The sequence below is a fragment of the Dyella flagellata genome (genome assembly GCF_030160275.1).
Classification (GTDB): Bacteria; Pseudomonadota; Gammaproteobacteria; order Xanthomonadales; family Rhodanobacteraceae; genus Dyella_B; species Dyella_B flagellata.
This window is the reverse complement of sequence record NZ_BSOA01000002.1, coordinates 178,306-204,686: the sequence shown is the minus strand read 5'-3', so window position 1 is coordinate 204,686 and position 26,381 is coordinate 178,306. Positions and strand designations below refer to the sequence as shown.

26 protein-coding genes are annotated in these 26,381 nt (G+C 63.4%); 10 read left to right on the top strand and 16 right to left on the bottom strand.

Annotation, left to right across the window (positions count from 1 at the left end):
* Positions 1–6: 6 nt before the first annotated feature.
* The gene (locus QQJ96_RS01180; protein ID WP_284330068.1) at positions 7–1,986 is read right to left on the bottom strand and encodes a UvrD-helicase domain-containing protein; all 1,980 of its coding nucleotides are present in this window, start codon (positions 1,984–1,986) and stop codon (positions 7–9) included.
* A 136-nt stretch (positions 1,987–2,122) separates the two neighbouring features.
* On the opposite strand from QQJ96_RS01180, the gene QQJ96_RS01175 reads away from it, so the two are divergent.
* Together QQJ96_RS01175 and QQJ96_RS01170 are read left to right on the top strand one after the other, a co-directional pair.
* The gene (locus tag QQJ96_RS01175) at positions 2,123–2,755 is read left to right on the top strand and encodes a thymidine kinase (RefSeq protein ID WP_284330067.1); all 633 of its coding nucleotides are present in this window, start codon (positions 2,123–2,125) and stop codon (positions 2,753–2,755) included.
* A 19-nt stretch (positions 2,756–2,774) separates the two neighbouring features.
* Positions 2,775–3,551 (top strand): hypothetical protein, encoded by a 777-nt coding sequence (locus QQJ96_RS01170; RefSeq protein ID WP_284330066.1) that lies wholly within the window; start codon positions 2,775–2,777, stop codon positions 3,549–3,551.
* 78 nt (positions 3,552–3,629) lie between these two features.
* On the opposite strand, the gene mutM is transcribed toward QQJ96_RS01170, so the two are convergent.
* From mutM to QQJ96_RS01145, 5 genes are read right to left on the bottom strand one after another with little or no spacing between them, the layout of a single operon-like run.
* Positions 3,630–4,457 (bottom strand): bifunctional DNA-formamidopyrimidine glycosylase/DNA-(apurinic or apyrimidinic site) lyase, encoded by an 828-nt coding sequence (gene mutM / locus QQJ96_RS01165; RefSeq protein ID WP_284330065.1) that lies wholly within the window; start codon positions 4,455–4,457, stop codon positions 3,630–3,632.
* Positions 4,458–4,472: 15 nt separating this feature from the next.
* Complete coding sequence (locus tag QQJ96_RS01160; protein WP_284330064.1) at positions 4,473–4,967, bottom strand: DUF4340 domain-containing protein; 495 nt, start codon at positions 4,965–4,967, stop codon at positions 4,473–4,475.
* Positions 4,964–6,289, bottom strand: coding sequence for a GldG family protein (locus tag QQJ96_RS01155; RefSeq protein ID WP_284330063.1), 1,326 nt, complete (start codon positions 6,287–6,289; stop codon positions 4,964–4,966). Before QQJ96_RS01155 ends, QQJ96_RS01160 begins: the two co-directional genes overlap by 4 nt.
* Positions 6,289–7,074, bottom strand: a complete 786-nt coding sequence (locus tag QQJ96_RS01150; protein ID WP_284330062.1) for an ABC transporter permease — start codon at positions 7,072–7,074, stop codon at positions 6,289–6,291. Before QQJ96_RS01150 ends, QQJ96_RS01155 begins: the two co-directional genes overlap by 1 nt.
* On the bottom strand, positions 7,071–7,823 hold the full coding sequence (locus QQJ96_RS01145) for an ABC transporter ATP-binding protein (RefSeq protein WP_284330060.1): 753 nt from the start codon (positions 7,821–7,823) through the stop codon (positions 7,071–7,073). Before QQJ96_RS01145 ends, QQJ96_RS01150 begins: the two co-directional genes overlap by 4 nt.
* A 144-nt stretch (positions 7,824–7,967) precedes the next feature.
* Between QQJ96_RS01145 and QQJ96_RS01140 the strand changes: the two genes are divergently transcribed.
* Both QQJ96_RS01140 and QQJ96_RS01135 read left to right on the top strand, forming a co-directional pair.
* Positions 7,968–9,161: a DesA family fatty acid desaturase gene (locus QQJ96_RS01140; protein WP_284330059.1), complete on the top strand. Its 1,194-nt coding sequence runs from the start codon at positions 7,968–7,970 to the stop codon at positions 9,159–9,161.
* A 76-nt stretch (positions 9,162–9,237) separates the two neighbouring features.
* Positions 9,238–10,338, top strand: a complete 1,101-nt coding sequence (locus QQJ96_RS01135) for a saccharopine dehydrogenase family protein (RefSeq protein ID WP_284330057.1) — start codon at positions 9,238–9,240, stop codon at positions 10,336–10,338.
* On the opposite strand, the gene QQJ96_RS01130 is transcribed toward QQJ96_RS01135, so the two are convergent.
* The 4 genes from QQJ96_RS01130 to rpmB all read right to left on the bottom strand — a co-directional run bounded on the left by QQJ96_RS01130 (position 10,333) and on the right by rpmB (position 11,904).
* Positions 10,333–10,749, bottom strand: a complete 417-nt coding sequence (locus QQJ96_RS01130; RefSeq protein ID WP_284330056.1) for a thiol-disulfide oxidoreductase DCC family protein — start codon at positions 10,747–10,749, stop codon at positions 10,333–10,335. The two genes, QQJ96_RS01135 and QQJ96_RS01130, sit on opposite strands and share 6 nt — an antisense overlap.
* Entirely contained in the window at positions 10,742–11,293 is a 552-nt protein-coding gene (locus QQJ96_RS01125) for a DUF4166 domain-containing protein (protein WP_284330055.1), read from the bottom strand. The genes QQJ96_RS01130 and QQJ96_RS01125 overlap by 8 nt, the downstream gene beginning before the upstream one ends.
* A 193-nt stretch (positions 11,294–11,486) precedes the next feature.
* On the bottom strand, positions 11,487–11,654 hold the full coding sequence (gene rpmG, locus QQJ96_RS01120) for a 50S ribosomal protein L33 (RefSeq protein WP_126685625.1): 168 nt from the start codon (positions 11,652–11,654) through the stop codon (positions 11,487–11,489).
* A 13-nt stretch (positions 11,655–11,667) separates the two neighbouring features.
* On the bottom strand, positions 11,668–11,904 hold the full coding sequence (gene rpmB / locus QQJ96_RS01115) for a 50S ribosomal protein L28 (RefSeq protein WP_115477825.1): 237 nt from the start codon (positions 11,902–11,904) through the stop codon (positions 11,668–11,670).
* A gap of 309 nt (positions 11,905–12,213) precedes the next feature.
* Here rpmB and secB point away from each other — a divergent pair, with 309 nt between their 5' ends.
* From secB to QQJ96_RS01100, 3 genes are all read left to right on the top strand, one after another.
* Positions 12,214–12,717 (top strand): protein-export chaperone SecB, encoded by a 504-nt coding sequence (gene secB, locus QQJ96_RS01110; RefSeq protein WP_284330054.1) that lies wholly within the window; start codon positions 12,214–12,216, stop codon positions 12,715–12,717.
* Between the two features lie 23 nt (positions 12,718–12,740).
* Positions 12,741–13,766 carry an NAD(P)H-dependent glycerol-3-phosphate dehydrogenase gene (locus QQJ96_RS01105; protein ID WP_284330053.1) on the top strand — a complete coding sequence of 342 codons (1,026 nt, stop codon included), beginning with the start codon at positions 12,741–12,743 and terminating at the stop codon, positions 13,764–13,766.
* A 98-nt stretch (positions 13,767–13,864) separates the two neighbouring features.
* Positions 13,865–16,891: a DEAD/DEAH box helicase gene (locus QQJ96_RS01100; protein ID WP_284330117.1), complete on the top strand. Its 3,027-nt coding sequence runs from the start codon at positions 13,865–13,867 to the stop codon at positions 16,889–16,891.
* Between the two features lie 91 nt (positions 16,892–16,982).
* On the opposite strand, the gene QQJ96_RS01095 is transcribed toward QQJ96_RS01100, so the two are convergent.
* The 3 genes from QQJ96_RS01095 to QQJ96_RS01085 all read right to left on the bottom strand — a co-directional run bounded on the left by QQJ96_RS01095 (position 16,983) and on the right by QQJ96_RS01085 (position 20,404).
* Positions 16,983–17,666: an HAD family hydrolase gene (locus QQJ96_RS01095; RefSeq protein WP_284330051.1), complete on the bottom strand. Its 684-nt coding sequence runs from the start codon at positions 17,664–17,666 to the stop codon at positions 16,983–16,985.
* A gap of 115 nt (positions 17,667–17,781) precedes the next feature.
* The gene (glk, locus tag QQJ96_RS01090; RefSeq protein WP_284330050.1) at positions 17,782–18,795 is read right to left on the bottom strand and encodes a glucokinase; all 1,014 of its coding nucleotides are present in this window, start codon (positions 18,793–18,795) and stop codon (positions 17,782–17,784) included.
* 85 nt (positions 18,796–18,880) lie between these two features.
* Positions 18,881–20,404 carry a S53 family peptidase gene (locus tag QQJ96_RS01085; RefSeq protein WP_284330049.1) on the bottom strand — a complete coding sequence of 508 codons (1,524 nt, stop codon included), beginning with the start codon at positions 20,402–20,404 and terminating at the stop codon, positions 18,881–18,883.
* A 186-nt stretch (positions 20,405–20,590) separates the two neighbouring features.
* Between QQJ96_RS01085 and hemB the strand changes: the two genes are divergently transcribed.
* A complete protein-coding gene (gene hemB, locus QQJ96_RS01080) occupies positions 20,591–21,580 on the top strand; it encodes a porphobilinogen synthase (RefSeq protein WP_284330048.1) in 990 nt (329 codons plus the stop codon).
* A 42-nt stretch (positions 21,581–21,622) separates the two neighbouring features.
* On the opposite strand, the gene QQJ96_RS01075 is transcribed toward hemB, so the two are convergent.
* Positions 21,623–22,003, bottom strand: a complete 381-nt coding sequence (locus QQJ96_RS01075; protein WP_284330047.1) for a tautomerase family protein — start codon at positions 22,001–22,003, stop codon at positions 21,623–21,625.
* Positions 22,004–22,014: 11 nt separating this feature from the next.
* The gene (locus tag QQJ96_RS01070) at positions 22,015–22,566 is read right to left on the bottom strand and encodes a DUF4865 family protein (protein WP_284330046.1); all 552 of its coding nucleotides are present in this window, start codon (positions 22,564–22,566) and stop codon (positions 22,015–22,017) included.
* Positions 22,567–22,674: 108 nt separating this feature from the next.
* On the opposite strand from QQJ96_RS01070, the gene QQJ96_RS01065 reads away from it, so the two are divergent.
* Positions 22,675–23,541: a LysR substrate-binding domain-containing protein gene (locus tag QQJ96_RS01065; RefSeq protein ID WP_284330045.1), complete on the top strand. Its 867-nt coding sequence runs from the start codon at positions 22,675–22,677 to the stop codon at positions 23,539–23,541.
* Between the two features lie 10 nt (positions 23,542–23,551).
* Here QQJ96_RS01065 and QQJ96_RS01060 read toward each other — a convergent pair whose 3' ends face one another.
* Positions 23,552–24,331: a glutaminyl-peptide cyclotransferase gene (locus tag QQJ96_RS01060; RefSeq protein WP_284330044.1), complete on the bottom strand. Its 780-nt coding sequence runs from the start codon at positions 24,329–24,331 to the stop codon at positions 23,552–23,554.
* Positions 24,332–24,430: 99 nt separating this feature from the next.
* Here QQJ96_RS01060 and QQJ96_RS01055 point away from each other — a divergent pair, with 99 nt between their 5' ends.
* Positions 24,431–26,293: a monovalent cation:proton antiporter-2 (CPA2) family protein gene (locus tag QQJ96_RS01055; protein ID WP_284330043.1), complete on the top strand. Its 1,863-nt coding sequence runs from the start codon at positions 24,431–24,433 to the stop codon at positions 26,291–26,293.
* The last annotated feature ends 88 nt before the right edge of the window (positions 26,294–26,381 follow it).

Sequence of the window (26,381 nt, the reverse complement as noted above, 5' to 3'; positions counted from 1 at the left end):
GATACCTCAAGGGCCGGCGAGCATCGCGGCGATCTTCGCCATGTGCGATTCGGCCGTTTCGCGCACCGCTTCCTTGTCGGCTTCCGGATCCTTGCCTTCCCAATGCAGGTCGTCCTGCGGCAATTCCTGCAGGAAACGGCTGGGCTGGTTGCTGTGGATTTCGCCGTAGCGCTTGGTCTTGGACGACCAGGACAAGGTGAGCAAATCCTTGGCGCGGGTGATGCCCACGTACATCAGACGGCGCTCCTCTTCGACCCGGCCTTCGTCGATGGCGGCGTCGTTCGGCAAGGTGCCGTCTTCGCAGCCGACGATGAAGACGAAGCGAAATTCCAGGCCTTTGGCCGCATGCAAGGTCATCATGCGCAAGGCATTGCCGGGCTCGTCGCGGTCGGCGTGCGAAAGCAGGGCAAGCTGCGCGGCAAGATCGCCTGCACTGTTGCCTTTTTGCATGGCGCGGAACCAGTCGGCCAGCTCCCGCAAGTTGCCCAGGCGGCGATCGCGCAAGGCGACATCCTGCGTGCTCGCTGCAATATGCGCCGCGTACTGGGTGCGGGTCAGCACGCGATCGACCAGGTCCGCCGCGCTTTCATGCAGCGAAGCGCTGCGGAACTCGTCCAGCAAGTCCGAAAACGAGGCGAGTGCGGCGGCGGGGCGTGGGCTTAGCTGACGCAGCACGCTGTCGCTGCGTGTGGCTTCGAGCAGGGAGCAATGCTTGGTTTGCGCGATCTGACCCAGCTTCTCCAAGGTGGTCGCACCGATCTCGCGCTTGGGTACATTCACCACACGCAGGAAGGCGGCATCGTCGCTGGGATTGGTAAGCAGGCGCAGGTAGCAAAGCAGATCCTTCACTTCCGCGCGATCCAGGAAGGATAGCGCGCCGGTGAGGTGATAGGGCACGCGTGCCAGGCGCAGCGCTTTTTCCACCGGGCGCGCCTGAAAATTGCCGCGATACAGGATCGCCATGTCGTGCCAGCGCACCTTGTGCTTTTCCGCCAGCGTCGCAGCCATGCCGGCGATGCGTTCGGCCTCGTGCTCGGCCTCCTTGCATTCGATCACGCGGATCGGCGCGCCTTCCGGATGCTCGCTCCACAGCTTCTTGGTATGCAGGTGCGGATTATTGGCGATCAGCGTATTGGCGGCGCGCAGGATGCGTCGGCCGCAGCGATAGTTCTGCTCCAGCTTGATCACGCGCAAGGACGGCCAATCCTTGCCCAGCTGTTCGATATTCTCGGGATTGGCGCCACGCCAGGCGTAGATGGACTGGTCATCATCCCCCACGCAGGTGAAGCTGCCACGCTCGCCCGTCAGCACTTTCAACAGTCGGTATTGCGCATCGTTGGTGTCCTGGTATTCGTCCACCAGCAGATAGCGCAGGCGTTCGCGCCAGGTGTCGCGGCATTCTTCGTCACTTTCCAGGATGCGCAGGGGCAGCCGGATCAGGTCATCGAAATCGACGGCATTGAAGATGGCGAGGCGTTGCTGGTAGAGCTGGTAAATCGTCGCGGCTTCCAGTTCGCGCGGACTACGCGCGGCGGCCAGCGCTTCCTCCGGCGACAAGCCGCTGTTCTTGGCGCGGCTGAGCAGGTTGCGCAGGCCGAACAGCACGTCGGGCTTGATTCCCTTGGGCGCCAATTCCTTGACGATGCCCTCGCTGTCGTCCGCATCCAGCACGGAGAATCCACGCCGCAATCCCGCGCGCGCATGCTCCATCTGCAGGAATTTCAGGCCCAGGGCGTGGAACGTACAGACAGTAAGTGCTTGTGCATCCTCCGCGCTCACCAGCTTGCCAACGCGCTCGCGCATCTCGCGTGCGGCCTTGTTGGTGAAGGTGATGGCGGCGATCCTGGACGCGGCCAGCTTGCGGCGCTGCACCAGGTGCGCAATCTTCTGCGTGATCACGGAAGTCTTGCCGGAGCCGGCGCCCGCGAGCACCAGCAGCGGGCTGTCGACGTGCTCGACGGCGGCCAGTTGTTGGGGGTTGAGCATGCTAGGAATGAGTGACTAGAGGTAAGAAGCGAGAATGGCCCCCTTACGGGGCTGCCCTCTCTATCTTCGCACTCTAATTCACTCACTCCTAGGCTTCTCGCGCTACCATGCCCCACCCGCTCGACCCGGCGCGCCCATGGCCAAGCTCTATTTCTATTATTCGTCGATGAATGCCGGCAAGACCACCAACTTGCTGCAAAGCGCCTACAACTACTACGAGCGTGGCATGCGTACCCTGATTCTCACGCCTGCGCTGGACAATCGCTACGGTGAGGGCGTGGTGGCTTCGCGGATCGGCTTGCGCTCGCAGGCGGAGCGGTTCACGGCGGAGACGGATTTGCTCGCCGTGACACAAGGGGATATCGCTGCGCATGGGGATCTGCACTGCGTCTTCGTGGACGAGGCGCAATTCCTGAACAAGGCGCAGGTCTGGCAGCTGACCGACGTGGTCGATCAGCTCAACATCCCCGTGCTGGCGTATGGGCTGCGTACGGATTTCCGTGGCGAACTGTTCGAGGGCAGCCGCTATCTGCTTGCCTGGGCCGACAGCCTGGAAGAGATCAAGACCATCTGCCACACCGGCCGCAAGGCCACCATGGTGGTACGCGTTGACGAGCAGGGGCGGGCGATTACCGAAGGGCCGCAGGTTGAGATTGGCGGCAACGAACGCTATGTCTCGGTGAGCCGGGCGGAATTCAAGAAGATCACCCAGGGAAACGGCCGCATCGAGCTGAAGCAGCCCAGCCTGCCGCTGGAACAGAAGCACTGATCCACCTCAAGGAACAAGCATGAGCAATCCGGTCACGTATTTTCCGGCCTGGCAGCGTCCACACTGGCAGCCCAGTGACGAAGAAGTCATCTTGCAGTTCTACGTGTTCGGCAAGTTCGAGCCGACTCGCGTACCGTCCATCCAGTACGGCAGCGACGGCTTGCCGGAAGAAGTGCAACTTTCCAGCCACCACCACCACGTCTTGCGCGAGTGGGAGGGTTATCCGCTGAAAGAGCCGCTGGGCGACCTGTTCAAGCACGATTCGCCGGAGACTTACGAGAAAGCGCTGGCCACGCCCCAAGTGCTCGTGTTGCACGGCCGGTTCAAGGACCAGCCCGATACCGGCTATTTGCGCGATACCTTTGGTGTGTTGGCGGGGCTGCTGGACATCGGCGGCGTGGCGATTCTCGACCCGCAGATGCTGACCCTGTTCGATGCCGACGAATGGCGTCGGCGCTATCTGGTCAAGGATGGCGCGCCTTTGCGCAGCCACGTGCTGATTCTGCGCGACGAGGACGAAACCGGTCGTTATTGGATCCACACCCGCGGCATGCGCAAGTTCGGCCGTGCCGACATCAGCCTGCATAATGTGCCGGAAGCCGAGGTCGATCACGCCGGCGCGTTGTGCCAGCGGCTGGTTGAGCTGGAGGCGCTGGGGGCGCATTTCGAACAAGGCAAGGCGCTGGAGCTGGACGGCATGTTCGGCGGATTGGTGGCCGAACTGGGCGGTGGTTACGACGATCCGCAGTTCAATAACACCTATGTGGCCTTCCATTGGCCACAAAGCGTGGAATGAGCCTGTAGGCTGGGATGAAATCCCAGCTGCCGTGTGGATGGCAATGCTGGGATTTCATCCCAGTCTACGGGCTTTTGCTCACTTTTGGCACTTCGGACACCAGAAGGTCGAGCGTTGCCCGATCACCTGTTGGCGGATGGCGCTGCCGCAAACTTTGCACGGCTCGCCTTCGCGTCCGTAGACGAACAGTTCGCGAAAGAAATAACCCGGCGCGCCATCCGGGTTGAGAAAATCGCGCAGCGTGGTGCCGCCGCGTTCGATCGCCCATGCGAGGATGCGTTTCACTTCTCCGGCCAGGCGCTGATAGCGTGCGCGCGACACGCTGCCGGCCGGCCGGCGCGGATCGATGCCGGCGGCGAACAAGGCTTCGCTGGCGTAGATATTGCCCACGCCCACGACGATCGCGTTATCCATCAGGAACAGCTTCACTGCTGCTTTGCGGCCGCGTGAGCGATGCCACAGCAAATCGCCGTCGAAAGCATCGGTAAGCGGCTCGGGGCCGAGATCGGCCAGCAATTCGTGCGTGGTGCCAGGTGCTTGCCATAGCAGACAGCCGAAGCGGCGTGGGTCGGTGAAGCGAAGCAGGCGCGGACGATCGCCTTGCAAAGGCTCCAGCAGCATATCGAAATGATCGTGGATGCCGGGCGCTACGTCCGGTGGCAGCACGCGCAGCACGCCTGTCATGCCCAAATGCATCAGCGCGCTGCCGGCATGCGTGTGCAGTAGCAGGTACTTGGCTCTGCGTTCCACTTCATCGATGCGCTGACCAGGCAGCAACTCGGTGATTTCGCGTGGAATCGGCCAGCGCAAGTCCGCACGCCGCAGTGTGACGCTTACGATGCGCCGGCCGATCAGATGCGGGGCGATGCCTCGCCGGGTGGTTTCGACTTCGGGCAGTTCAGGCATGTCAAACCCAGGCTGTCATTGCGGCTGGATGGACGCGCTTTGCGCGGATCGCGGCATGTACCGCAACGACACGATACCTACGCGCTCGCCCGCCTGCACGTAGACATTCTGGCCGATGGCCGTCATGGCGCCGAAGCGCAAGGTTTTGTCGTCGAGTTCAAGCTTGGCTTGCGGCGGTGCCAGGCCGATCTTCGCCAGCGAGTAGCTGCTTGCGGGTTGCCAGCTCTGCACCGGAGCCGCGGCGATACTCAGCAACTCGGTCAGGCGCTTGTCATCGGCGCGTGTCGGAGTCGCCTGATCGACATGCCACCAAGATTCGCCCCGCTTCACGTAGTGCTCGGGTGGCATTTGGCCTGCTTGCAGGGTCACGCGCGTGATCTTGTCGGGGGACAGTGGCAGCAGCGTTCCAGGAGCGGAAGCCAAATCACTGTGTACCTGCCACCACACGATGGCAAGCAGTGCGATCACTACGGCCAACAACCCTAACTGGCGTCGCAACGCACGCTTCATGCACGCCGCCTGCGCCACGCAACTAAACCGCCTATCGCCAGCAGGACCAGCGGCAAGACCACCAAGTAGCCGATGGTCAGCGCGCTCAACTCGCCTTGCGACACTCTAAGGACCCGGTCAGGCGCACCGCGTGATGGCATGCTGATGAGCTGGTCATCGCCGAGTAGCCAGTTGAAGATGCGCTCGCCCAACGCACGGTTGCCGCCATTGCCCAGATAGCTGTTGGAAAGGAAATCGCCGTTGCCGATCACCACTACACGTTGCTCGCTCTTGGCCGGACTGGGCGACAGGCGGCTGAAGGCGAAGCCGAAATCGAGCGGCCCCTTCAACTGTGCGGCGGTGTTGCCATCCAACGGTTGCGTGGTGGCCTGGGGGCTGGAGCGCAGGAACGGCTCGATCTGCCAGTCGCTCTTGTGCACCTCCGCCAGCGGCGCCACTTCCGGAAACAGCGTGGTAAGCGTGAAGCCGCGCGTGATCATGTTGGGCGGGTAGTCGCCCAGCGCGATCATGCGTGGGTCCTTCAACCCCAGCGCCGAGGACGATGCATCGACCAGCTCGCCCGGCAGCACGCGGATGCCGAGTGCATCGGCGATCGGTTGCAGGCTTGCATCCAGGTTGCCCGGATCGACCAGCCACAGCAGGTTTCCGCCGCTGGCAAGGTAATCGCTCAGTGCCTTGGTGGCGCCGGGCGCCAGCGACGCTTGCGGACCAGCCAAGACCACCAGGTCGGTTTGCGCGGGTACGCTGGTCACTTGCGAGAAGTTCAGCGGCACCGCACGCATGCCGCTTTGTTCGAGCTGCGAAACGAAGGTGCCCAGATCCGAGTTGGCGACGCCGTCCGCACGACGCTCGCCGTGCCCGGTCACGAAGGCGACGATGCGATCGTTGCCGCGTACCAGGCGTTCCAGCGCATCCGTAAGGCTGCGCTCGGTCAAGGTGTCCAGCCGCTGCTGGCGATCGTGGTAGTGCAGGATCAGTTCGCCGTCTACCGTGATGCCGAGGTTGCGCATGGCCGCCGGATCCTGCTGCGGATCGACGAAGCTCAGATGCAGGTCCGGCTTGGCCTTCTGGTAGCGCTGCAGGGCGGCGGCGACGGTCTGGCGCAGGTCACCCTGCGGGCTTGCATAACTGACGACATCCACTGGACCGTTGAATTTCGCCAGCACGGCGCGCGTTTCCGGCGACATGCTCCTGCGGCTGTTGTAAGTCCAGTCGACGATGCGGTCGTGGCGCGCGGTGAGGAAGCCAATTGCGCCGGCACCGAGCAGCACAAGCAACGCAAACAGCCAGCCATTGATGCGGCGCATAAGGGAAATGCTCATCAGCCGCGCTCCCCGTCGGCCGCTAGGCGCCGGATACCGAGCGCGAGCGCCACGATGATCGCAAGCAGAAACCAAATCACATCCGCGCTAGACACCAGTCCACGCAGCAGGTTTTCCTGATGCGTGCTCATCGCCAGCCAGTTGATGAAGCCGATGTTGACCCCCGCGAGCTGGGCGCCGAGATTCACGCAATTGAGTGCCACACCAATCATAAAGGCAGCCACGGCCGCGACTGCGGGATGTGATGCAAATGCTGAACACGCCACGCCTATTGCAGCGAGCACAGCTAGCGCAAGAAAGGTTCCCAGCGTGGCCGCACCCAGCATGCCCCAATCCAGTTTCACGCCATGCGCAACACTCGCGGGTAAGACGATCACGGACAACAGCCAGAGCGTCAACCAGATCAGCACCGCCAGGTATTTGCCCAACAGAATGCTTGAAGGCGAAAGCCCGGTCGAAAACAGCAGCGGCAAAGTGCCCGAGTTGCGCTCGCTAGCTAACGTGGACATGGTTAACAGCGGCACTAGCAACAGTGCGAGTTCGGTTACGCCAAACGGCAGGGTACTGCCAGTTATCAAACTGCTGTACAGGCGAACCGCGACCAGATCGGTATAGCCAGGACCGTCCGGCAGCGCAGCGAGCCTCACTTGGTTGAGTAGGAATATTTGCAGCAGCAACGCAAAACGCCAGCCAAGCTCCGCCAGGGCGAGGGCGGCGATAGTCCAGCCAAGCGGGCGCACAAATAGGCGGCGCAATTCGAGCCGCGTCACAGCGAATAAGGTCATGTGGCTTGGGCCTTGCCGTGCAGGGCGATGTCGAAGAATTTCTTTTCCAGGGCGGCGTGCTGGTCGGCCGGTAGAGGCTCGTCGTAGCGCAGCACGCCTTCATGCAGGATCGCCACGCGATCGCACACGGCGGTAACTTCGCTCAGCTGGTGAGTCGAAAGGATCACAGCGGTGCCCGCAGCGGCCAGTTCGCGCAGCAGGTTGCGCAGCGCCACCACTTGCACGGGATCGAGCGCGTTGGCCGGTTCGTCCAGCACCAGCAGGGCGGGGCGGTGCAGCAGTGCGCAGGCCAGTCCCAGGCGCTGGCGCTGGCCCTGCGACAAAACGCCGGCCAGGCGTTGCGCCAGGTCCTTGAGTTCCAGTCGCTCAAGCACCGCATCGCCGGCCTCCTTCAGCCGGATGCCGGTCAGGCCACGCAGGCGGCCATGGGCGTTCAGATGTTCGCGCAGGGTCAGTTCCGGCCACAGCGGGGCAGCTTCCGGCAGCCAGCCGAGGGCCTGCCGCGCCAGTTCGGGCTGCTCCAGGAAGTCCTTGCCCAGCAGGCGGATGGCCCCCCTATCGGGCACAAGCGCCCCGGCGATCAGGCTCAGGGTGGTGGACTTGCCAGCCCCGTTTACCCCAAGCAGGCCAAGGATTTGCCCGGCATGGAGGCGCAGCGAGAGATCGCGCACGGCCGGTCGGCCGGCCCGGTTGCGGGTGACCTGTTCGAGTTGCAGTACGGGAGGTAAAGCGGGGTTAGGCGCGTTCATTGCATGATTGTCAGGGTGACCCCATCCCCCACACAACCGTCACCGTCACGGTTTAACGGGAGTCCAAGTGATAGGGTTGTACCATGCTGGTAGGTACGGACGCCCTCGACTAGACTGCTTTTTCCCCTCCAGGACCCTCCCACAATGCTCGACGCTGTATTGCAATTCCTTTCCGGTGGTGTGGCCCACGCCGGATGGGTGGCGACGCTTGTCTACCTGCTGGTAGTCACGCAGATCACCATTTTCACCGTCACCCTCTACCTGCACCGCTGCCAGACGCATCGCGGCATCGACCTGCATCCGGCGATTGCGAATTTCTTCCGCTTTTGGGGTTGGCTCACCACCGGCATGGTGACCAAGGAGTGGGTGGCTGTGCACCGCAAGCACCACGCCAAGGTGGAAACCGAGGAAGATCCGCATAGCCCGCAGATCTACGGCATCAAGAAGGTGTTCTGGGATGGCGTGTCGCTGTACCGCGACGCCAGCTATGTGAAGGAAGACCTGGAAAAGTACGGTCGCGGCACGCCCGACGACTGGATCGAACGCAAGCTCTACACCGCGCACCCGTACTGGGGCCCGGCCCTGATGCTGATCATCGATTTCACGCTGTTCGGCGTAATCGGTGCCGCCATCTGGGCGGCGCAGATGGCCTGGATCCCGTTCTGGGCGGCCGGCTTCGTCAACGGCATCGGCCACTGGTGGGGCTATCGCAACTTTGAAAGCTCCGATACGGCCACCAACCTGTCGCCGTGGGGCTTCTGGATCGGCGGCGAAGAGCTGCACAACAACCACCACGCGTTCCCGAGCTCGGCCAAGTTCGCGCTGCGCAAGTGGGAATTCGACATCGGCTGGGCGGCCATCTGCGTGCTGCGCAAGCTGGGTCTGGCCAAGGTGTTGCGCGTGGCGCCCTCGCTGGACATGCGCCCGAATGTGCACCTGCCTGATGCGGAAACCCTGAAGGCCGTGCTTACCCATCGCTTCCAGGCGATGACCGATTTCTACCGCAACGTGATCGTCCCGACCCTGCGCGACGAAGCGCAACACGCCGGCGAGGGCATCAAGTCCATGCCGCGCCGCCTGCGTCGCGCCCTGGCTGACGGCGGCCGCTGGCTTGACGGTGAAAACCGCGAGCGCATGCAGGCCGTGCTGGCCAAGCGTCCCATGCTCAAGACGGTGTGCGAATTCCGCAACCGCCTCGCGGAACTGATGGAGCAGCGCGGCGCCGACCAGGCGCTGAAGGGCTTGCAGCAGTGGATCGTCGAGGCCGAGCAGAGTGGCATCCGCGCGCTGCAGGAGTTCGCGCAGCGCTTGAAGGGATACTCGGTGGCGGCTGGCTGATTTGGACGGCCAAACCCGATGAGCAAAAAGCCCGCCTGGATCAAGGCGGGTTTTTTTATGGAGATGCGTTGCAGCGATGCGAGTGCTATTGATTGGTGCAACCGGCGTATTCGGTGCGCGCATCGCTGCGCGCCTGGCTCTTGATGCGCGGTTCCAATTGACCATCGCTGGCCGGACACGAGGCGCGCTTGAGCAATTGCACAGTGAATTGGGTAATCCATCCGTGCAGGTGGCCGTCATCGATGTAGAGGCTGCTGATTTCGAAAATACGCTACGCGGCCTGGCCCCCGAACTGGTCATTCACGCTGCAGGGCCTTTCCAATCCCAGGACTACCGTGTAGCGAAGGCTTGCCTTGCCGGCGGCTGCGATTATGTGGATCTGGCTGACGCGCGCGAGTTCGTCGCGGGTATTCGTACCTTGGATGAGCAGGCGCGCAAGTCGGGTCGCCTGCTGGTCAGCGGGGCCTCGACGGTGCCAGCGCTAAGCAGCGCCGTCGTTGATTGCCTGCGTGGCAGATTTTCCCAACTGACGTCCATCGACCACGCTATCAGCCCCGGTAATCGCACGCCGCGCGGCGACGCGACGGTGGCGGCGATACTTGGCTATTGCGGACGTCGGCTATCGATATGGCGGAGCGGAAGATGGCAAAGCGGATACGGCTGGCTTTCCACGCGACGCGTGCGATTCATTTCCGGGCCGCGCTGGGTCGGTTTGTGCGATGTGCCCGACCTCACGCTTTTCCCTCAGCGCTATGCCGGGGTGCGGCGGGTGACGTTTCGCGCAGGATTGGAATTGCGCCGGCTCCATTTTGGAACCTGGCTGCTGGCCTGGCTGGTGAGGCTAGGTGTTTTGAAGCATCTGGCGCGCCATGCAGGTCGATTGCGTCGCGCCAGCGAGTGGTTCTTGCATGCGGGTAGCGATGAAGGGGGCATGATAGTGCTGCTGCAGGGTCTCGATGCGCAAGCAAAGCCACTGAGCCTGAAATGGTCATTGCATGCCGCCGCCGGCGATGGGCCGCATATCCCTGCCATGCCGGCGGTGATACTCGCCCGCAAGAAGGCGGACGGTTTGCTCAAGGCTTGCGGAGCCATGCCTTGCATGGGGCTGTTCGATCTGGACGAAGCGCTGGCCGCGCTCGGTGACTACCAGGTCAGTTCGAAGTTGGAGACGCTATGAAATGAAACGCGAGCGCTGTTCCGGCGTGGGCGCAAAACATTGCTCACTGCGGCCGAACATTTTGTAGCGGTGGCGCGCAACGAAACGGTAGGCCGCGTCGCGAACGGACCGGGGCACCGACAACATCATGGCGCTCAGCCAGCGCCAGCGCCGAGAGGGCAACCCGCGCAAGACGCGTGCAATGGCGGTGGTATCGGTATAGCCGCGACCGTCTTCCACCAGCAGCATCGAAAACGGGGAGTCGGGATCGAGGCCATGGCTCTGCAACAGTTGTCGGCCGATCTCTGATTGCATCGAAGCGTAGCGGTAGCGGCCTTCGCGATCGCGCTCAAGCAGGAAACGCACCCAGCGGCTGCACAATAGGCATACGCCGTCGTAGACGATCACAGTGGCTGACGTACTTTCAATCATCGGCAACGATCTCCAGCCAGCCTCGGTAAGCCACCAGTCGCCCGATCCATGGCAATCGGGTATCGATGGTAAACGCGTAGCGACCTTCGCGTTCGCCGCTGTGCGAAAGCACCGTGCCTAGCCAGGGACGTGGTATGCGTAGGCCTAGCAGCCATGCGCCGTTCAAATGCCAAGTCACACCGTGGGCATCTGGACTGAGTTTGAAACGCAGCGTGACCGGGCCGAGTCGCTCCAGCAGGTGTGTAGCGTCTGCATCGTGGTGCAGTACCGACTGCATGCAACCTAGCGCAAAGCGACGTGTCCATGTTTCATGGCTGCCGTTGCGATCGATGCATACCTCTAGCGCCTGCCCCGCTGAGGGAGGCGGTAGGCCCAGCATGCGCCGCAGAGCCCGCAAGATAGGATTATCGTCGCCTTCCACATCGGCTACACCACGCGCCAGCACGCGCGCGTCAGAGCCATGCATGCGACGCACCGAAGCGGGCAAGCGATGCCAGGCCATTTCGCCAAGCAGGTTGGGAAAGAGTGCCTGGGCCATTTCCATGGAGCGATCGTGTCCGATGCGTAGGCTGGGATGGCAATCCCAGCATCCGGAAGCCGGCAACAAGCTGGGATTGTCATCCCAGCCTACAGGCTCTGCGGTTGCCAGGCCAGCAAGGCTTGAAACAAAAAAGCCCGCCTGGCGGCGGGCTTTCCTGGATCCCGGCTTGCGCCGGGATGACCCGCCTAACGGCGGATCACTTGATCTTGCCTTCCTTGTAGATCACGTGCTTGCGCACGACCGGATCGTATTTCTTGAACTCGAACTTTTCCGGGGTGTTCTTCTTGTTCTTCTGCGTGGTGTAGAAGTGGCCGGTGCCGGCCGACGAGATCAGGCGGATCTTGTCGCTTTTGCTCTTGGACATGGCTCAACGCTCCTCAGATCTTTTCGCCGCGGGCACGCAGGTCGGCGATCACGGCCTCGATGCCCTTCTTGTCGATGGTGCGCAGCGCCTGGTTGGAGACGCGCAGTTTCACCCAGCGGTTTTCGCTGGGAACCCAGAACCGGCGCTCATGCAGGTTGGGCAACCAGCGGCGGCGGGTCTTGTTGTTGGCGTGCGAGACGTTATTGCCGGTCTGCACACCTTTTCCGGTGACTTGGCATACACGGGCCATGATGACCTCCGTAGATTCTGTAAACCGCCCGTTGGCCAGGGCGACATCGGCCCAGCGGCGCTGTGCGCCACGCGATGCTGGAGGGTATTGCTGACGCCGTTGTGTCGTGAGTTCCGTATCGCGTTGCGGAATGCCCGGTGAGCCGGGTCGACGTATGGCGAGCCGTGCATTATCCGGTAAAAACCGTCCGAAATGCAATCCACTCGGTTTTTTTCGGCTTTTACCCACATGGCGGCAGACGGGGATGTATGGAACAATTCCCCTCCTTTGCGCCCGTGCGCCTAAGCTTATCGAACCCGAGGGATACCCATGGCAGACATCACCGCCAACGGCCTGGCCACTGGCTCGGCCAACCAACCGCAGCTCGTGCTGCAGAAGATCTACGTCAAGGACGTGTCCTTCGAGGCGCCCAATGCGCCGCAAATTTTCCAGGAAATCGGTGAGATCACCGAGGCCCCGCAGGTACAGCTCAACCTGTCCCAGCGCGCCACCGGCCTGGGCAACGACATGTACGAAGTCGTGCTCACCCTGACCCTTACCTGCACCATCAACGAGCGCACCGCCTACCTGGCGGAAGTGCACCAGGCGGGGCTGTTCGGCATCGCCGGCTTCACCGAAGCGGACCAGGCCGGCATCATCGGCAGCTACTGCCCGAACCTGCTGTTCCCATACGCCCGCCAGATCATTTCCAGCCTGGTGCAGGAAGGCGGCTTCCCGCCGTTCCTGCTGCAGCCGATCAACTTCGAGGCCCTGTACGCCGAGCAGCAGCGCCGTAGCGGCGCGGGCGGCGAGGCGCCGACGCTCAATAGCTGAAACGGCGAACAGGCCTGAATGACATGACCGACCAGCCGATCCTGGCTGTCCTCGGGGCTGGCTCCTGGGGCACTGCATTGGCCACGCTGGCCGCGCGCAATGGCGTCCCCACCCGTTTGTGGGGACGCGACGCGGCGGCGCTGGCGGAGATGGCCGCCAGCCATCGCAATCAGCGCTATCTGCCGGATCTCGATCTGCCATCCGGGCTCGCTTTCGAGCCCGACCTGGCCGAAGCCGTGCGCGGCGCTACCACGGTGCTGATCGTGGTGCCCAGCCATGCCTTTACGGAAATGCTGGGCGAGCTTGCGCCTCTGCTCGGGCCGCACTCCAGCATCGCCTGGGCGACCAAGGGCTTCGAGCCGGGCACCGGCCGGTTCCTGCATGAGCTGGTGGCCGAAAGGCTGCCCGGCCGGGCAGCGGCGGTGCTCACCGGGCCGTCGTTCGCCCGCGAAGTGGCCGCCGGCATGCCCAGTGCAGTGACGGTGCACTCCGAAAACGAGGCATTCGCAAAACAGCTTGCCCACTTGCTGCATGCGCCCAACTTCCGCGTGTACACCGGCAACGACGTGCTGGGTGCGGAGCTGGGCGGGGCGATGAAGAACGTGCTGGCGGTTGCCACCGGGGTGGCCGACGGCATGCGGCTCGGCCTGAATGCGCGCGCTGGGCTGATCACCCGCGGCATGAACGAGATGCTGCGCCTGGGCGTGGCGCTGGGCGCGAAGCCGGAAACCCTGATGGGCCTGTCCGGCCTGGGCGACCTGGTGCTGACCTGCACCGGCGACCTCTCGCGCAACCGGCGCCTCGGGCTCGCGCTGGGGCAGGGCATCGGCATCCAGGAAGCGGTGGCGCAGATCGGCCAGGTGGTCGAAAGCGTGGTCACCGCCAACGAAGTCGTGCGCCTCTCCGACAAGCACGGCCTGGATCTGCCGATCAGCAAGGGCGTGCGCGCCGTGCTGCATGGCGAGGTGACGCCGGTCGAAGGCATGAAGGCGCTGATGGCGCGCGAGCAGAAGCCGGAATACCCGCAGGGCTTGTTCGGAACGCATTGAAAGATCGATTTTGAGACTAAGCGTGCGCATCCGCTTGCGGCGCGCACCCGGATCGCTGCTAAGCTCAAGGTTTTGATCGCCCCAGGGATCGCATGCGCATGCACCTACCGGACGAGAACCAGCACCGCGATCCTTCCGCCTCCGATGAAGAGCGTGAGGAAACCCTGCCCGGCACGTGGCGCAAGCTGCTGGGCCGGCCGGCTGCGGCCGCGGCGCACGAACATGTGGTGCTCGGCTTCTTTTTCGAGGTGATGCCCGAAGACGGCGCACCGTACGCACGGCTGGATGCGGCCCCTGTGCTGTTGGTGCCAAGCGAGCACGGCCGCTTCACCCGTCCGGCACCGCTGGAAAGCAAGCTGCTCTCGCATTCCGTGCTGACCTTGCACGAGCAGCGGCTGGCCACCACCGCGCTAGGCCTGCCGCAGGCCTTGCGCAAGTCGCGCAGCTACGCGCGGCTGTCCGGCCATGTGGGCAATGCGCTATTGGCGGAGATGCTCGATACCGCGCCCTGTTTCCTCGGCGGTCTTGCCGGCCTGCGCCTGTCGCGCGGCAAGTCGCACCAGCTCAACTGGCATTGGCAGTTGGAGCAGGATGGCAGCCAGCGCCTGCTGCCGGCGTTGCCGCACAGCCAGCGCCTGTTGCGCATCGATGGGCTGTGGTACCTGGACGCGGAGCGGGCCGAACTGGGTCATCTGGAAGCGGAGCCGGAAGAGACCCATTGGCTGGACCTGCCGCTGCTCAAGCACGAATACAGTCGCGCCTTGCGCCGGGCACTGCCGTCGAGCCGCCTGGCGCAGCGCATCCCGCTGCCGCAGGTGTTCGACCAACTGCGCCGCGCCGAGCTCGCCCCCAAGCCGGTGCTGACCCTGCATGCGCTTACGCGCCACGCCCGCCTCGCGGCCGGTACCCCACCGTTGGCTTACGCACGACTCGCGTTCGACTATGCCGGCGAACGCCTGCCCGGACGCGGAGGTGAGCCCTTGGTGCGCCGTGTGCGTAACGGCCAGCTGGTAGAAATCACGCGCAAGCGCGCCGAAGAGTTGTCCGCGATGGAGCAGCTCGAACGCGCCGGCCTGACCCTGGGGGTGGATACCGAAGGCCTGCCCTGGGACCTGGCCGACACGCTGCCGGAAGACGCCTGGCTGTTCCCCGGCAAGGGCCACGCGGGCGCGCTGGAAGTGAACACGCCCGCGCGCTGGCTTGCCTTGCGGCCCAAGCTGGAGGCCGAGGGCTTCATGCTCGAATATGCGCCTAGCTTCCCGTTCGAAGTGCTGGAAGGTCCGGTGCGCTGGTACGGCAATGCGGTGGAAGACGCTGACGATCACGCCTTCGACCTGGAAATCGGCATCGAGGTGGAAGGCAAGCGCCGCAATTTGCTGCCCGCCGTGGCGCAGGCGCTGGCCGAGCACCAGCTCAATCTCAGCCCCGCGCCGAACGAGCCGGAAGACGCCGTGTGGTACGCCCCCGTCGACGAACGCCGTCGCGTGCCGGTGCGTTTGAAAGAGCTGCGCGGCCTGCTGGCGCCGCTTGCCGAATACCTTGAAAAGCCGAAGAAGAAACTGCACTTGCCGCGCGTGCAGGCCGGGCGCCTGGAGGAAATCGTCGAGGCCCTGCCGGTCGGTGGCGAGCTGCAGGCGCCGGAGCAGTTGCGCGGCTTTACGGCGCGCCTGCGCGATGCCGCCGAGCGCGCAAGCGATGCGATTCCCGACGGGCTCACGGTCGAACTGCGCCCTTACCAGCGCGAAGGCCTGCGCTGGTTGAATGCGCTGGCCGAAGCCGGCGTCGGCGGCGTACTGGCCGACGACATGGGCCTGGGCAAAACGCTGCAATTGATCACGCACCTGCTGGCGTTGAAGCAAAGCGGCGCCTTGGAACAGCCGGCGCTGATCGTGGTGCCGACTAGCCTGATCCCGAACTGGCTGGCGGAAATCGCACGCTTTGCGCCCTCCCTGCGTGCACTCGCTTTGCATGGTCCGCAACGCAGCGGCGATTTTTCGCAGATCGCGGTGCAAGACATCATCCTCACCAGTTATGCCTTGCTGCCACGCGACGTAGTGACGTTGCGCAAGCAACCTTTCTCGCTGATCGTGTTCGATGAAGCGCAGCAGGTGAAGAATCCGCGCACGCAGGCGCGTCGTGCAGCGCTCACATTGCGCGCCCCACGTTGCATCTGCCTCACCGGCACGCCGCTGGAAAATCACCTGGGCGAACTATGGTCGCAGGTGGACCTGGCCGTGCCGGGTCTGCTCGGCGATGAGGGCGCATTCCGCCGTCACTATCGCGTGCCGATCGAAAAACAGCGCGACGAAGATTGCCAGGCACGCCTCAATCGCCGGCTGGCGCCGTTCATCCTGCGCAGAACCAAGGCGCAAGTGGCGGCGGAGCTGCCGTCGAAGACGGAAATCACCCGTCGCGTGGTGCTCGATGGCCGCCAGCGCGAACTGTACGAGAGCCTGCGCCTGTCGTTGGCCGACGAACTGCGTGAGGTGATCGCACAGCGTGGCATCGCGCACAGCGGCATCGTGGTGCTCGACGCATTGCTCAAGCTGCGCCAGGTCTGCTGCGATCCGCGTCTGGTCAAGCTGGAAGCGGCACGCGGCGTGCGCGATTCGGCCAAGTTCGAGCTGCTGATGGACATGCTGCCGGCGCTGCTCGCCGAGGGGCGCAAAGTACTGCTGTTCTCGCAGTTCACCGAAATGCTCAAGCTGATCGCCAACGAGCTGGAACGCCATCGCATCAGCTACGTGATGCTTACCGGCGAAACGCGCGATCGCGCCGAGCCGGTGCAGCGCTTCCAGGAAGGTGACGTGCCGTTGTTCCTGCTCTCGCTGAAGGCAGGTGGCGTGGGACTGAACCTCACCGCCGCCGACACGGTGATCCACTACGATCCCTGGTGGAATCCAGCGGCGGAAGCGCAGGCCAGCGATCGCGCGCATCGCATCGGGCAGGACAAGCCGGTGTTCGTGTTCCGCCTGATTACTTCGGGCACGGTGGAGGAGCGCATCGAGGAACTGAAGGCACGCAAGGCGGAACTTGCCGAAGCGGTGCTGGAGGGTGGCGGTACGCGCGAGAGGTTGAGCTTCGACCAGGCCGATCTGGATGCCTTGCTGGCGCCTGGGCCGTAGGCTGGGAAGAAATCCCAGCATCGCACGGTGCAGACATGGCAACGCTGGGATTGCCATCCCAGCCTACTATTGTCATCCCAATGCGAGGGGATCAATCGCGCGCGGCGACTTCGTCGATATGCTTGAGCAGGTCGGCCGGATCGTCGTACACGCGGAAGGCGCCGGAGCGCTGTAATTCATCCTCGCCGTAGCCGCCCGAGAGCAATCCGACGCCTAGCGCCCGCGCACGCTGCGCGGCCAGCATGTCCCAGATGCTGTCGCCGATCACCAGCGATCGATGGATATCCACGCCCAGGCGCTCGGCCGCGGCGATGAACAGGTCCGGATCTGGCTTGGCGTGACGCACCATGTCGCGTGTCACGACCGGTACTACGTCGGGATCTACGCCAAGCGCGGCCAGGTTATGCGCGGCGGTGCGCATGCGGCCACTGGTGGCGATTGCCCACGGAATTTTTTCCCGCGTGAGGAACTCAAGCAGCTCGCGCGCACCCGGCAGCGGACGTACCGAACCTTGGGCATGGTGGCGATTGAAGGCTTCCGCATGCCGCTGCTGCAGGCGTTCGATTCGCTCCGGCGTGATATCCAGGCCGGTTTCGCGCAGCAGGATGTTGGTGAACAGGCCGCCGCTCATGCCGATCTTGCGATGAATGCTCCACACCGGCAGCACCACGCCTTCCTCATCCAGCGCTTCCTTCCAGGCCAGCACGTGTTGGTACACGCTGTCGATCAGCGTGCCGTCGAGGTCGAACAGGAAAGCGGTATGCGAGCGCGGCATGGTGATCCTTATCGAGGAGGTCGTCATTCCCGCGAAAGCGGGAACCCATCTTCGCTTCAGCACCAGATCAAAATGGGTTCCCGCTTTCGCGGGAATGACGGACGAACTCAGGTCATCAATGGTCGGACAAAGTTCGGCCGGATTCCAGCACCGCCAGCGCCGCCGCGCCAAGCAAACCAGGTTCCGGATGCGTGATGGCAATCGTCGGCACGTGTTCCATCGTGTCGCGGAAGCGGCCCTTCGCTTCGAAGCGTTCGCGAAAACCGCCGCTCTGCAACCATGGCATCAGGATCTTCAGCACGCCGCCGGTGAGATAGACGCCGTCCCAGCCGCCCAGGCTCAGTACCAGGTCGCCAGCCACGCTGCCGAAGATGCCGGCCAGCGTTTCCACGGTGCGTACGCACAGAGTGTCGCTGCCGTCGGTAGCGCGTGCGGTGATGTCTTCAGGCGTGTATTCCTGCGCCGGCTGGCCGGCGATGTCGGCCAGGGCGAGATAGAGATTCACCAGGCCGTTGCCGCAAATCATCCGCTCGTTGGAAACGCGGCCGAAGCGTGCGTTGAGGCGATGCAGGATCTCCACATCCTCGGCGGTATGCGCGGCAAAGCCGGAATGGCCGCCCTCGGTTTCCAGCACGATCCAGTGACCGTGACGCAGCAGCAGGCCAGCCACGCCCAGGCCGGTGCCAGGACCCATCACCACGAAGGTCTGCGCCGATTTGTGGTTATGCTCCGGCGGCAACACCCTGCCGACCGCCTGCAGCTGATCTCTCTTGAGCAGCGGAATGGACATGCCCTGCGCGGCGAAATCGTTCACCAGGCGCACGCGCTCCAAACCCAGTTCCGCCTCCAGGCCGTGCGCGGACACCGCCCACGGGTTGTTGGTGATCTTTACCGTTTCGCCGTTGGCGATGCGGCCGGCGGCAGCGATGATCGCCTGCTGCGCGACATGGCCGGTGTCGGCGAAATACTGGCGGATGGTATCGGCCAGCGTGTCGAAATCCTTCACGCGATAGCGCCGTACGCTGTCCAGCAGCAGCGGATCGGGAGAAGCGGCATCGGCGAGCGCAAAACGGACATTGGTGCCGCCGAGATCGGCCAGCAGGGTAGGAGAGGCGATGGAGCGATCCATGGGGAATCCAGCGTAGCGAACCTTACAAGACTGCCCGTTGTTGTCGGATTCGTCCAGCATGGCTGAAGCTAAGGCCTCACAGGCGTCATCCTTGCTGCGAAGACAGCGCATCCAGCAAGGCTTGCCCATTGGGACTGCCCAGGCCAGTGCAGGCATCCCAACCGGGGCCTGCCTGGTACGCGCCGTTATTACCTTGCGTGATATCGCGCAACGCCGATGCTCCGATCTGATAGAGCGCTGCATGCAGGTCGCCTACCGGCTTGCCCTGTTGCTGGTTGATCCGTGCAAGCAATCCCGCCCATAGCGGCGCGGCAGCACTGGTGCCACCGATTGCCTGCGTCTGGCCACCAACCAGTACTTCGTAGCCAGTCATCGGATCGGCATCGGCACAAACATCGGGCACACCGCGCCCGGTGCTGCCGCCGGGCGTGTTGGGTACATTGGCGTTCTGCTGCCAGCTTGGCATTGGGTATTCGATGCTCACGCCGCCGCCGGTGGCGCCTTCGTTGCTGGCGGTTTCATTCCACACCACTTCGCTCTGGATGGTCTGACCGTTGGCCACCAGGGTGGTGCCGCCGCAGGCCAGCGAGTAGGGGCTGGAGGAAGGAAAGTCGACATGCGGCTGACCATCGCTGACACCATCGCTGGAACCGTTGTCGCCACAGGCCGTCACCACCGTTACGCCAAGCGCCGCGGCATCCTGCAACGCCGTTTCCATCGCGTCGCGTGACTGGCTGTTCCAGCTGTCCTCGGGGCCACCCCAGCTGATCGAGATCACCGAGGGATTGTTGGCCGTGTCATGCGCGGCTTGCGAGATCGCTTCGTAAAAACCCTGGTCCGTGTTCGGCGCGAAATACACGGCGAGGGTGGCGCCGGGGGCGAGTGCGCCAGCAACTTCGATATCCAGCGTCACCTCGATGTCCGCATTGCCGCCGCCCGGCTGGTTCTGTCCACCGGCCACGGAAACGGCCACGACATTCGGCGGAGTGCCGATCCCCAGGCTGGAGAAATATTGATCGAGATCGCTGCTGGTGTAACCGCCACCCAGTTCGATGATGCCGATGGTCTGGCCGGTGCCGTCCGTGCCGGCGGGAAAGTTGTAGAGCTGGGCGAGCTGGAGCGGGCTGTAATACGTATCTGGTTGTGCGAGTGGCACGCGAAAATGCGGCCGGGCCACCGGCCTGCGATCCAATCCCAACACGGCAATGGCTTGCGCCGGCAGGGTGGGCGCGTGGCCGCAGCCGATGAACTGATGGTCGTCGAGTTGATATTTGCCCAGGCTTACCGCAAACGCTTGCTCAAGCTGTTTCGGTGTGCCGCGCAGATGCAACACGCGACGATGAGCGTCGCAGCCGGTTTCGGCCAGTCCATGTTTGCGGGCGAAACCGCGCACGTTTTCCACATCGGCCGGATCGGCGCCGTAGTGCTCGCCGAACGTCCCGCGCGGGAATCGTGGCGAGCTGGGAAATTCGGTGGGCGCCGGCTTGGTATCGGAGCGGCGGCGCAAGACAACGGTCACATCGAGCGGTTCGGCGGTTTGATGCGGGCCGAGGTACTTTACGCCTGCCGGGGAGGTCCAATGCGACGGATGCTTGGCGTGCTGGATCATGGCGCGGCTCCTAATCAGACATGACATGCGTCGGCAAAGATGGCACAAGGAATGTGTTCAACCCGCGTAGGGACATCGTGTCGTGTAAAGGGTCAGAGCATCCCGCACGGGACAGCGGCGTTCTGTCCAGGCGTTACCAGCCATGCCGGCGCTAAACTAGGCGTAGTTTTTGCGAGAGACGGATTCATGAACTTCCCAGCCATCCGCATGCGTCGCATGCGGCGCGACGCTTTCTCCCGTGCACTGATGCGCGAGCACACGCTGCTGCCTTCGGACCTGATCATGGTGGCCTTCCTGGTCGACGGCGAGGGCAGGCGCGAAGCGGTGCCATCGATGCCGGGCGTGGATCGAGTGTCGATCGATGGTTTGCTGGAACTGGCTGGGGAGTGCGTACGCCTGGGTATTCCTGCGCTGGCCTTGTTCCCCTCGCCGGAGTCTTCGGCCAAAAGCGAGGACGCGGCCGAAGCATGGAATCGGCAAGGCCTGATGCAGCGCGCCACACGTGCTTTGAAGGCGAAGTATCCGCAATTGGGCCTGATCGGCGACGTGGCGCTGGACCCCTACACGACCCATGGCCAGGATGGCTTGATCGATGAACACGGCTACGTGATGAACGAGCCTACCGTCGAGGCGCTGATCAAGATGTCGCTGGCGCAGGCCGAGGCGGGCATGGATTTCGTCGCGCCTTCGGACATGATGGACGGTCGCATCGGCGCCATCCGCGAGGCGCTGGAAAAGGCCGGCTATATCCATACGCGCATTCTTGCCTATTCGGCCAAGTATGCGTCTTCGTTCTATGGACCTTTCCGCGATGCGGTCGGCTCCTCGGCCAATCTCGGCAAGGGCAACAAGCACACCTACCAGATGGATGTCGCCAATAGCGACGAGGCCCTGCGCGAAGTGGAACTGGATATCGCCGAAGGCGCCGATGCGGTGATGGTGAAGCCGGGTCTGCCGTATCTGGACGTGCTGCGCCGGGTAAAGGATGCCTTCGGCATGCCTACCTTCGTGTACCAGGTGAGCGGCGAATACGCGATGCTGAAGGCCGCGGCGCAGAATGGGTGGCTGGACGAGCGTGCGGTGGTGCTTGAAACCTTGACAGCATTCAAGCGAGCGGGAGCGGATGCGATTCTTACGTATTACGCGCTGGATGCCGCGCGCTGGTTGCGCGAGTAAATTCATTTCCGTAGGTTGGGGTTTCCACCCCAACCTACGCAATCATGCGTACTGCGCAATCCCGTTTCCAAACGACCAGTTCTCTTTGGCCGTCTCCAGCAAATTGATGAACACGTCTTCCGGCCGCACGCCGGGATCGGCGGAGAGTTTTTCCGCCACGCTTCGATAGAACGCTTGCTTCTGTTCCACGCTGCGGGTGTTGTTGCACGCGATCTGCACGATCACCAGATCATCGCTGCGGGCGATGCCCAGATAGTTCGGATCGTAGTCGAACTCCTCGGCCTCATGCTGGCTGACCAGGATGAAGCGATCGTTTTCCGGCACGCTGAAGCTTTCGCGCATCGCGGCATAGATGCCGTTGCGCAAGGCTGCGATGTAAGCCGAGGATTTGCCGCGGCGCAGAGCGATCCGGACGAGAGGCATAGCGGTTTCCTTTAGTGGTCGCGAGCAGGTTGTGAGACATGGCCAATCTCGTAGACGTCCGTGCTGTCGGTTTCGGACGAAGCGATCGCTCCGCGCCAAAGGCGAAAACGCATCAGCGTCCAGTTTGTCGGATCGAATGCACTGATGGCTGCCAGCGCACCGCGCTCCAGATCGGACTGTAGCTTGGCGCTTTCCTCGCGGCGCAAATCTGCCAGCGCAGCGTGGGCGCCGATCGGGACGATCGCCCGGCTTGCCTGGCGGGCCAGGGAAAGATCGGGCGCGGTTTCCGCATGCCATGCTGACCACGTTCGCACGGTCGGCCGCCCGAACGAAGCCACCACGCCGGCAAAGCCCTCGCCGCCGAGAAAGGCGTTCATGCCTTCGGTGCCGTGCCACAAATAAAACGGCGCATAGAGATTTTCGCGGCCGGTCGCATAGAGATAGGCCTTGAAGGCGAGCCCGGGGAAGGCGTCCGTCAGATGCCCGCGCTCCGCGATGCGGCGGCGAATGATGTCCATGTCGTAGTCGGCAGGCAGGCCGATGCGGTACTGCATGGTGATCATGGGTACGCTCCTGCGCGATTGGCTTGACGGGACTAGCCTAACGATCCAGCATGATCCTGAAAATCAGGAAATTTTAAATAGATAGTTCAAAAAAACGGGACGATTGCCATGCGTCGGATCCATTTCGATCTGGAGGTGTTGCGCAGCTTCGCCACCGGTATGGAGCTGGGCAGCTTCGCCAAGGCCGCCGATCGCCTTGGCCGCTCCACCTCGGCGGTGAGCGCGCAGCTGAAAAAGCTGGAGGAGCAGGCTGGCACGCCGCTGCTGCGCAAATCCGGCCGCGGCATGCTGCTGACCGAGGCTGGCGAGGTCATGCTGGGCTATGCGCGGCGCCTGTTGGAACTCAACGATGAAGCGGTCAGCGCGGTGCGCGGCGTCCAACTGGAGGGGCGCGTGCGACTCGGCTTGCAGGAGGATTTTGGCGAAAGCGTGCTGCCGGTGGTGCTCGGACGCTTCAAGCGGGCGCATCCCAGGCTGCGGGTGGAAGTCCATATCGCGCGCAATGCGGCGCTGATGGAATCGCTGCAGTCCGGTCGACTCGATCTGGCGCTGGCGTGGGAAACCGAATGGCGCGCGCAGCACGCCCAGCATATCCAGAGCTTGCCGATGGGCTGGATTGGCGCCGGCGCCGGCCAGCTACCGTACGAAACCGGCGAGCCGATTCCGTTGGTGGTGCTGGATGCGCCCTGCTTGATGCGCACGGCTGCCATCGATGCCCTGGATCGCGCCGGCCTGGCCTGGCGCATCGCCTTCACCAGCGCGAGCCTGGCCGGTACCTGGGCGGCGGTGAAGGCGGGGCTGGGCATCAGCGTGCGTACGCCCTTCGGCTTGCCGGCGGACTTGCAGGTGCTGGACACGGCGAACTTGCCTACGTTGCCAAAGCTCGGGCTTGCGCTCTATCGCGCTGAAGCGGAGCCGGCGCCCGCCGTGGCGCGCCTGGCCGAACTGATCTTGCAGCAGTTGCAGGAAGTGTGACGAAAACAGGTCAAGGCTTCGGCGGTACCAACTTGATCTCGTAAAGCTGCGGCCAGCGCTTGCCGGTGACGAACAGGCGGTCCGTTTTCGCGTCGTAAGCGATGCCATTGAGCACGTCATTGTCCGGATCGCTCAATTGGCTGCGGTCCGGACCCAACCCGGTGAGATTGATGACGCCGACCACCTTGCCGTTGGTCGGATCGATCTCAACGATGTTATGTGTGAGCCAGACATTGGCGTAGAGCTTGCCCTTCACCCATTCCAGTTCGTTGAGATTGGCAAGCGGCCGCCCTTCCACGGTGACGTCGATCTTGCCTACCTGCTTGAGGGTTTCCGGATCGAGCACGCGGATGGTCGGCGTGCCGTCGCTCATGTAGATGTGCTTGCTGTCGCGGGTAAGCGCCCAGCCTTCGCCTGGATAGTCGAACTGGCCTATCCGCTTGAAGCTCTTCAGGTCGTAGATATACCCGCGATGCGACTGCCAGGTGAGTTCGATCAGGCGATTCTTCCACGCCACGATGCCCTCGCCGTAATCGGGCGGCGGCAGTTCGGCCTGCTGCAAGACCTTGCCGGTAGCCAGGTCCAGCTTGTGAATGAACGAGTCGCCTTCCGTACCGGTGCTCTCATAGAGATAGCCGTCGAGAAAGAACAGTCCTTCCGTATACGCCTTGGTGTCGTGCGGATACGTCTGCACCACTGTGTAACCGTAGATCGGTATGCCCGATTGTGCATAGGCGGTCGACGCCAGCAGCAGCGCGAAAACAGCAAGCAAACGAGGGATCGGTTTCATGGGATCGGATGATCGCATGCGGGAAGCGAGGCCGTCAGCCGCGCTTTGCAGGACGGCGCGTGAAATAATCTCTCGCAGGAACTTGCAGGTGCGATCAGCGTGGGCAGTTATAGTCTTCTGGAAACGGCAGTCATTTTTTTGCTGGCCACGGTCATCGCCGTGCCGATCGCCAAGCGCTTTCGCCTTGGCGCGGTACTCGGCTACCTACTCGCGGGTGTGGTGATCGGTCCGGCCGAGTTGCGCCTGATCGCCGACCCCAGCCGTGCCAGCGACATCTCCGAACTAGGCGTGGTGCTGATGCTGTTCGTGATCGGCCTGGAACTTTCACCCAAGCGCCTATGGGTGATGCGCCATCAAGTGTTCGGTACCGGCCTGTTGCAGGTGCTGGCCAGCGGCCTGGTGCTGGGCGCCATCGCCTACCTGGGTTTTGGTCTTGCCCCGAATGCGGCCGCCATCGTCGGCGGCAGCCTGGCGCTGTCGTCCACCGCGTTCGGCCTGCAGATTCTTGGCGAGCGCAAGGAAGCGTCGACGGCCTATGGCCGGCAATCCTTCGCCATCCTGTTGTTCCAGGACCTGGCGGCGATCCCGTTGATCGCGGCGGTGCCGTTGCTGGCTTCGACCTCGTCCCGGCATGGCGTCGATCCGCTGGCCGTGGCGCGCACCGTGGCAGTGATCGTGGCGGTGGTGATCGGCGGTCGTTACCTGCTGCGCCCGGTGTTCCGCTTCGTCGCGCGCGCCAATTCGGCGGAGGTCTCCACCGCGACCGCCTTGCTGGTGGTGATGGGCACGGCCTTGCTGATGGAAAAGCTCCACATCTCGGTCACGCTCGGAGCGTTCCTGGCCGGTGTGCTGCTGGCCGATTCGGAATACCGGCATGAGCTGGAATCCAACCTGGAGCCGTTCAAGGGGCTGCTGCTGGGTTTGTTCTTCATCAGCGTAGGCATGTCGATGCGGATCGATCTGCTGCTGCAGGCGCCGCTGGTCGTGCTGGGATTCACCTTCGGCCTGCTGCTGGTGAAAGGCTTGTTGCTGTGGCCGCTCGGGCTCAAGCCTGGCGGGCTGCATCGCAGCGACGCCTTGCGTCTTGCCGTGCTGCTCGCCTGCGGCGGCGAATTCGCCTTCGTGGTGCTGCGCCAGGCGATGGAGCATGGCCTGATCGCCGAACAGCAAGGTGCCATGTTGATTCTTGCGATCACCTTGTCGATGGCTTTGACGCCAGTGCTGGTGGCGGCCGCCGCCAAGCTGATCGGCGCCAAGAAAAAGCAGGCGCCGCAGCGGCCCTTCGACACCATTACCGTGGATCATCCGCGCGTAATCATTGCTGGCTACGGGCGCATGGGCCAGATCGTCGCGCGCATCCTGCGCACGCGGAAAATCCCCTTCGTGGCGCTGGACCATTCCGTCGAACAATTGGACCTGGTGCATCGCTTTGGTAACGACGACGACATCTTCTATGGCGACCCGGCCCGCCCGGAGCTGCTGCGTGCGGCGCAGGCGGACAAGGCCGAGGTTTTCGTGCTGGCCACGGACGATGCGGAATCCAGCTTGCGGGTGGCGCGTGTAGTACGTCGTCAATACCCGCATCTGAAAATCGTTGCGCGTGCGCGCAATCGCCAGCACGTATGGCGGTTGATGGACCTGGGGGTGGAGGAGCCGGTGCGCGAGACGCTGTTCTCCAGCCTCAAGATGAGCCGCAAGGCGCTCGAAGCGCTGGGCCTGAGCGCGGAGGAGGCGACGGCGGAGGTGGAAAGTTTCCGCCGCAAGGATGCCGAGCTGCTCAAGCTGCAATACCTGGTCTACGACGACGAAGCCAAGCTGGTACAGACCACGCGAGAAGCGCTAGCGGACCTCAACCGATTGTTCGAAGCCGATGCCGAGGTCGCGCCGCCGCCGGCAAAAGGGCCAGATGCCGATACGCCGCTGGTGGCGGGCAATGAAGAGCAAGGCATGGGCAAGCCTTGAGCCGTGCGCATCTGGTCGTTGTGCAGCAAGAAAATACGGTAAGTTTCCTGAAAGCGGCCGGCAAGCATGCTTGGCTGTTGAGCAACCA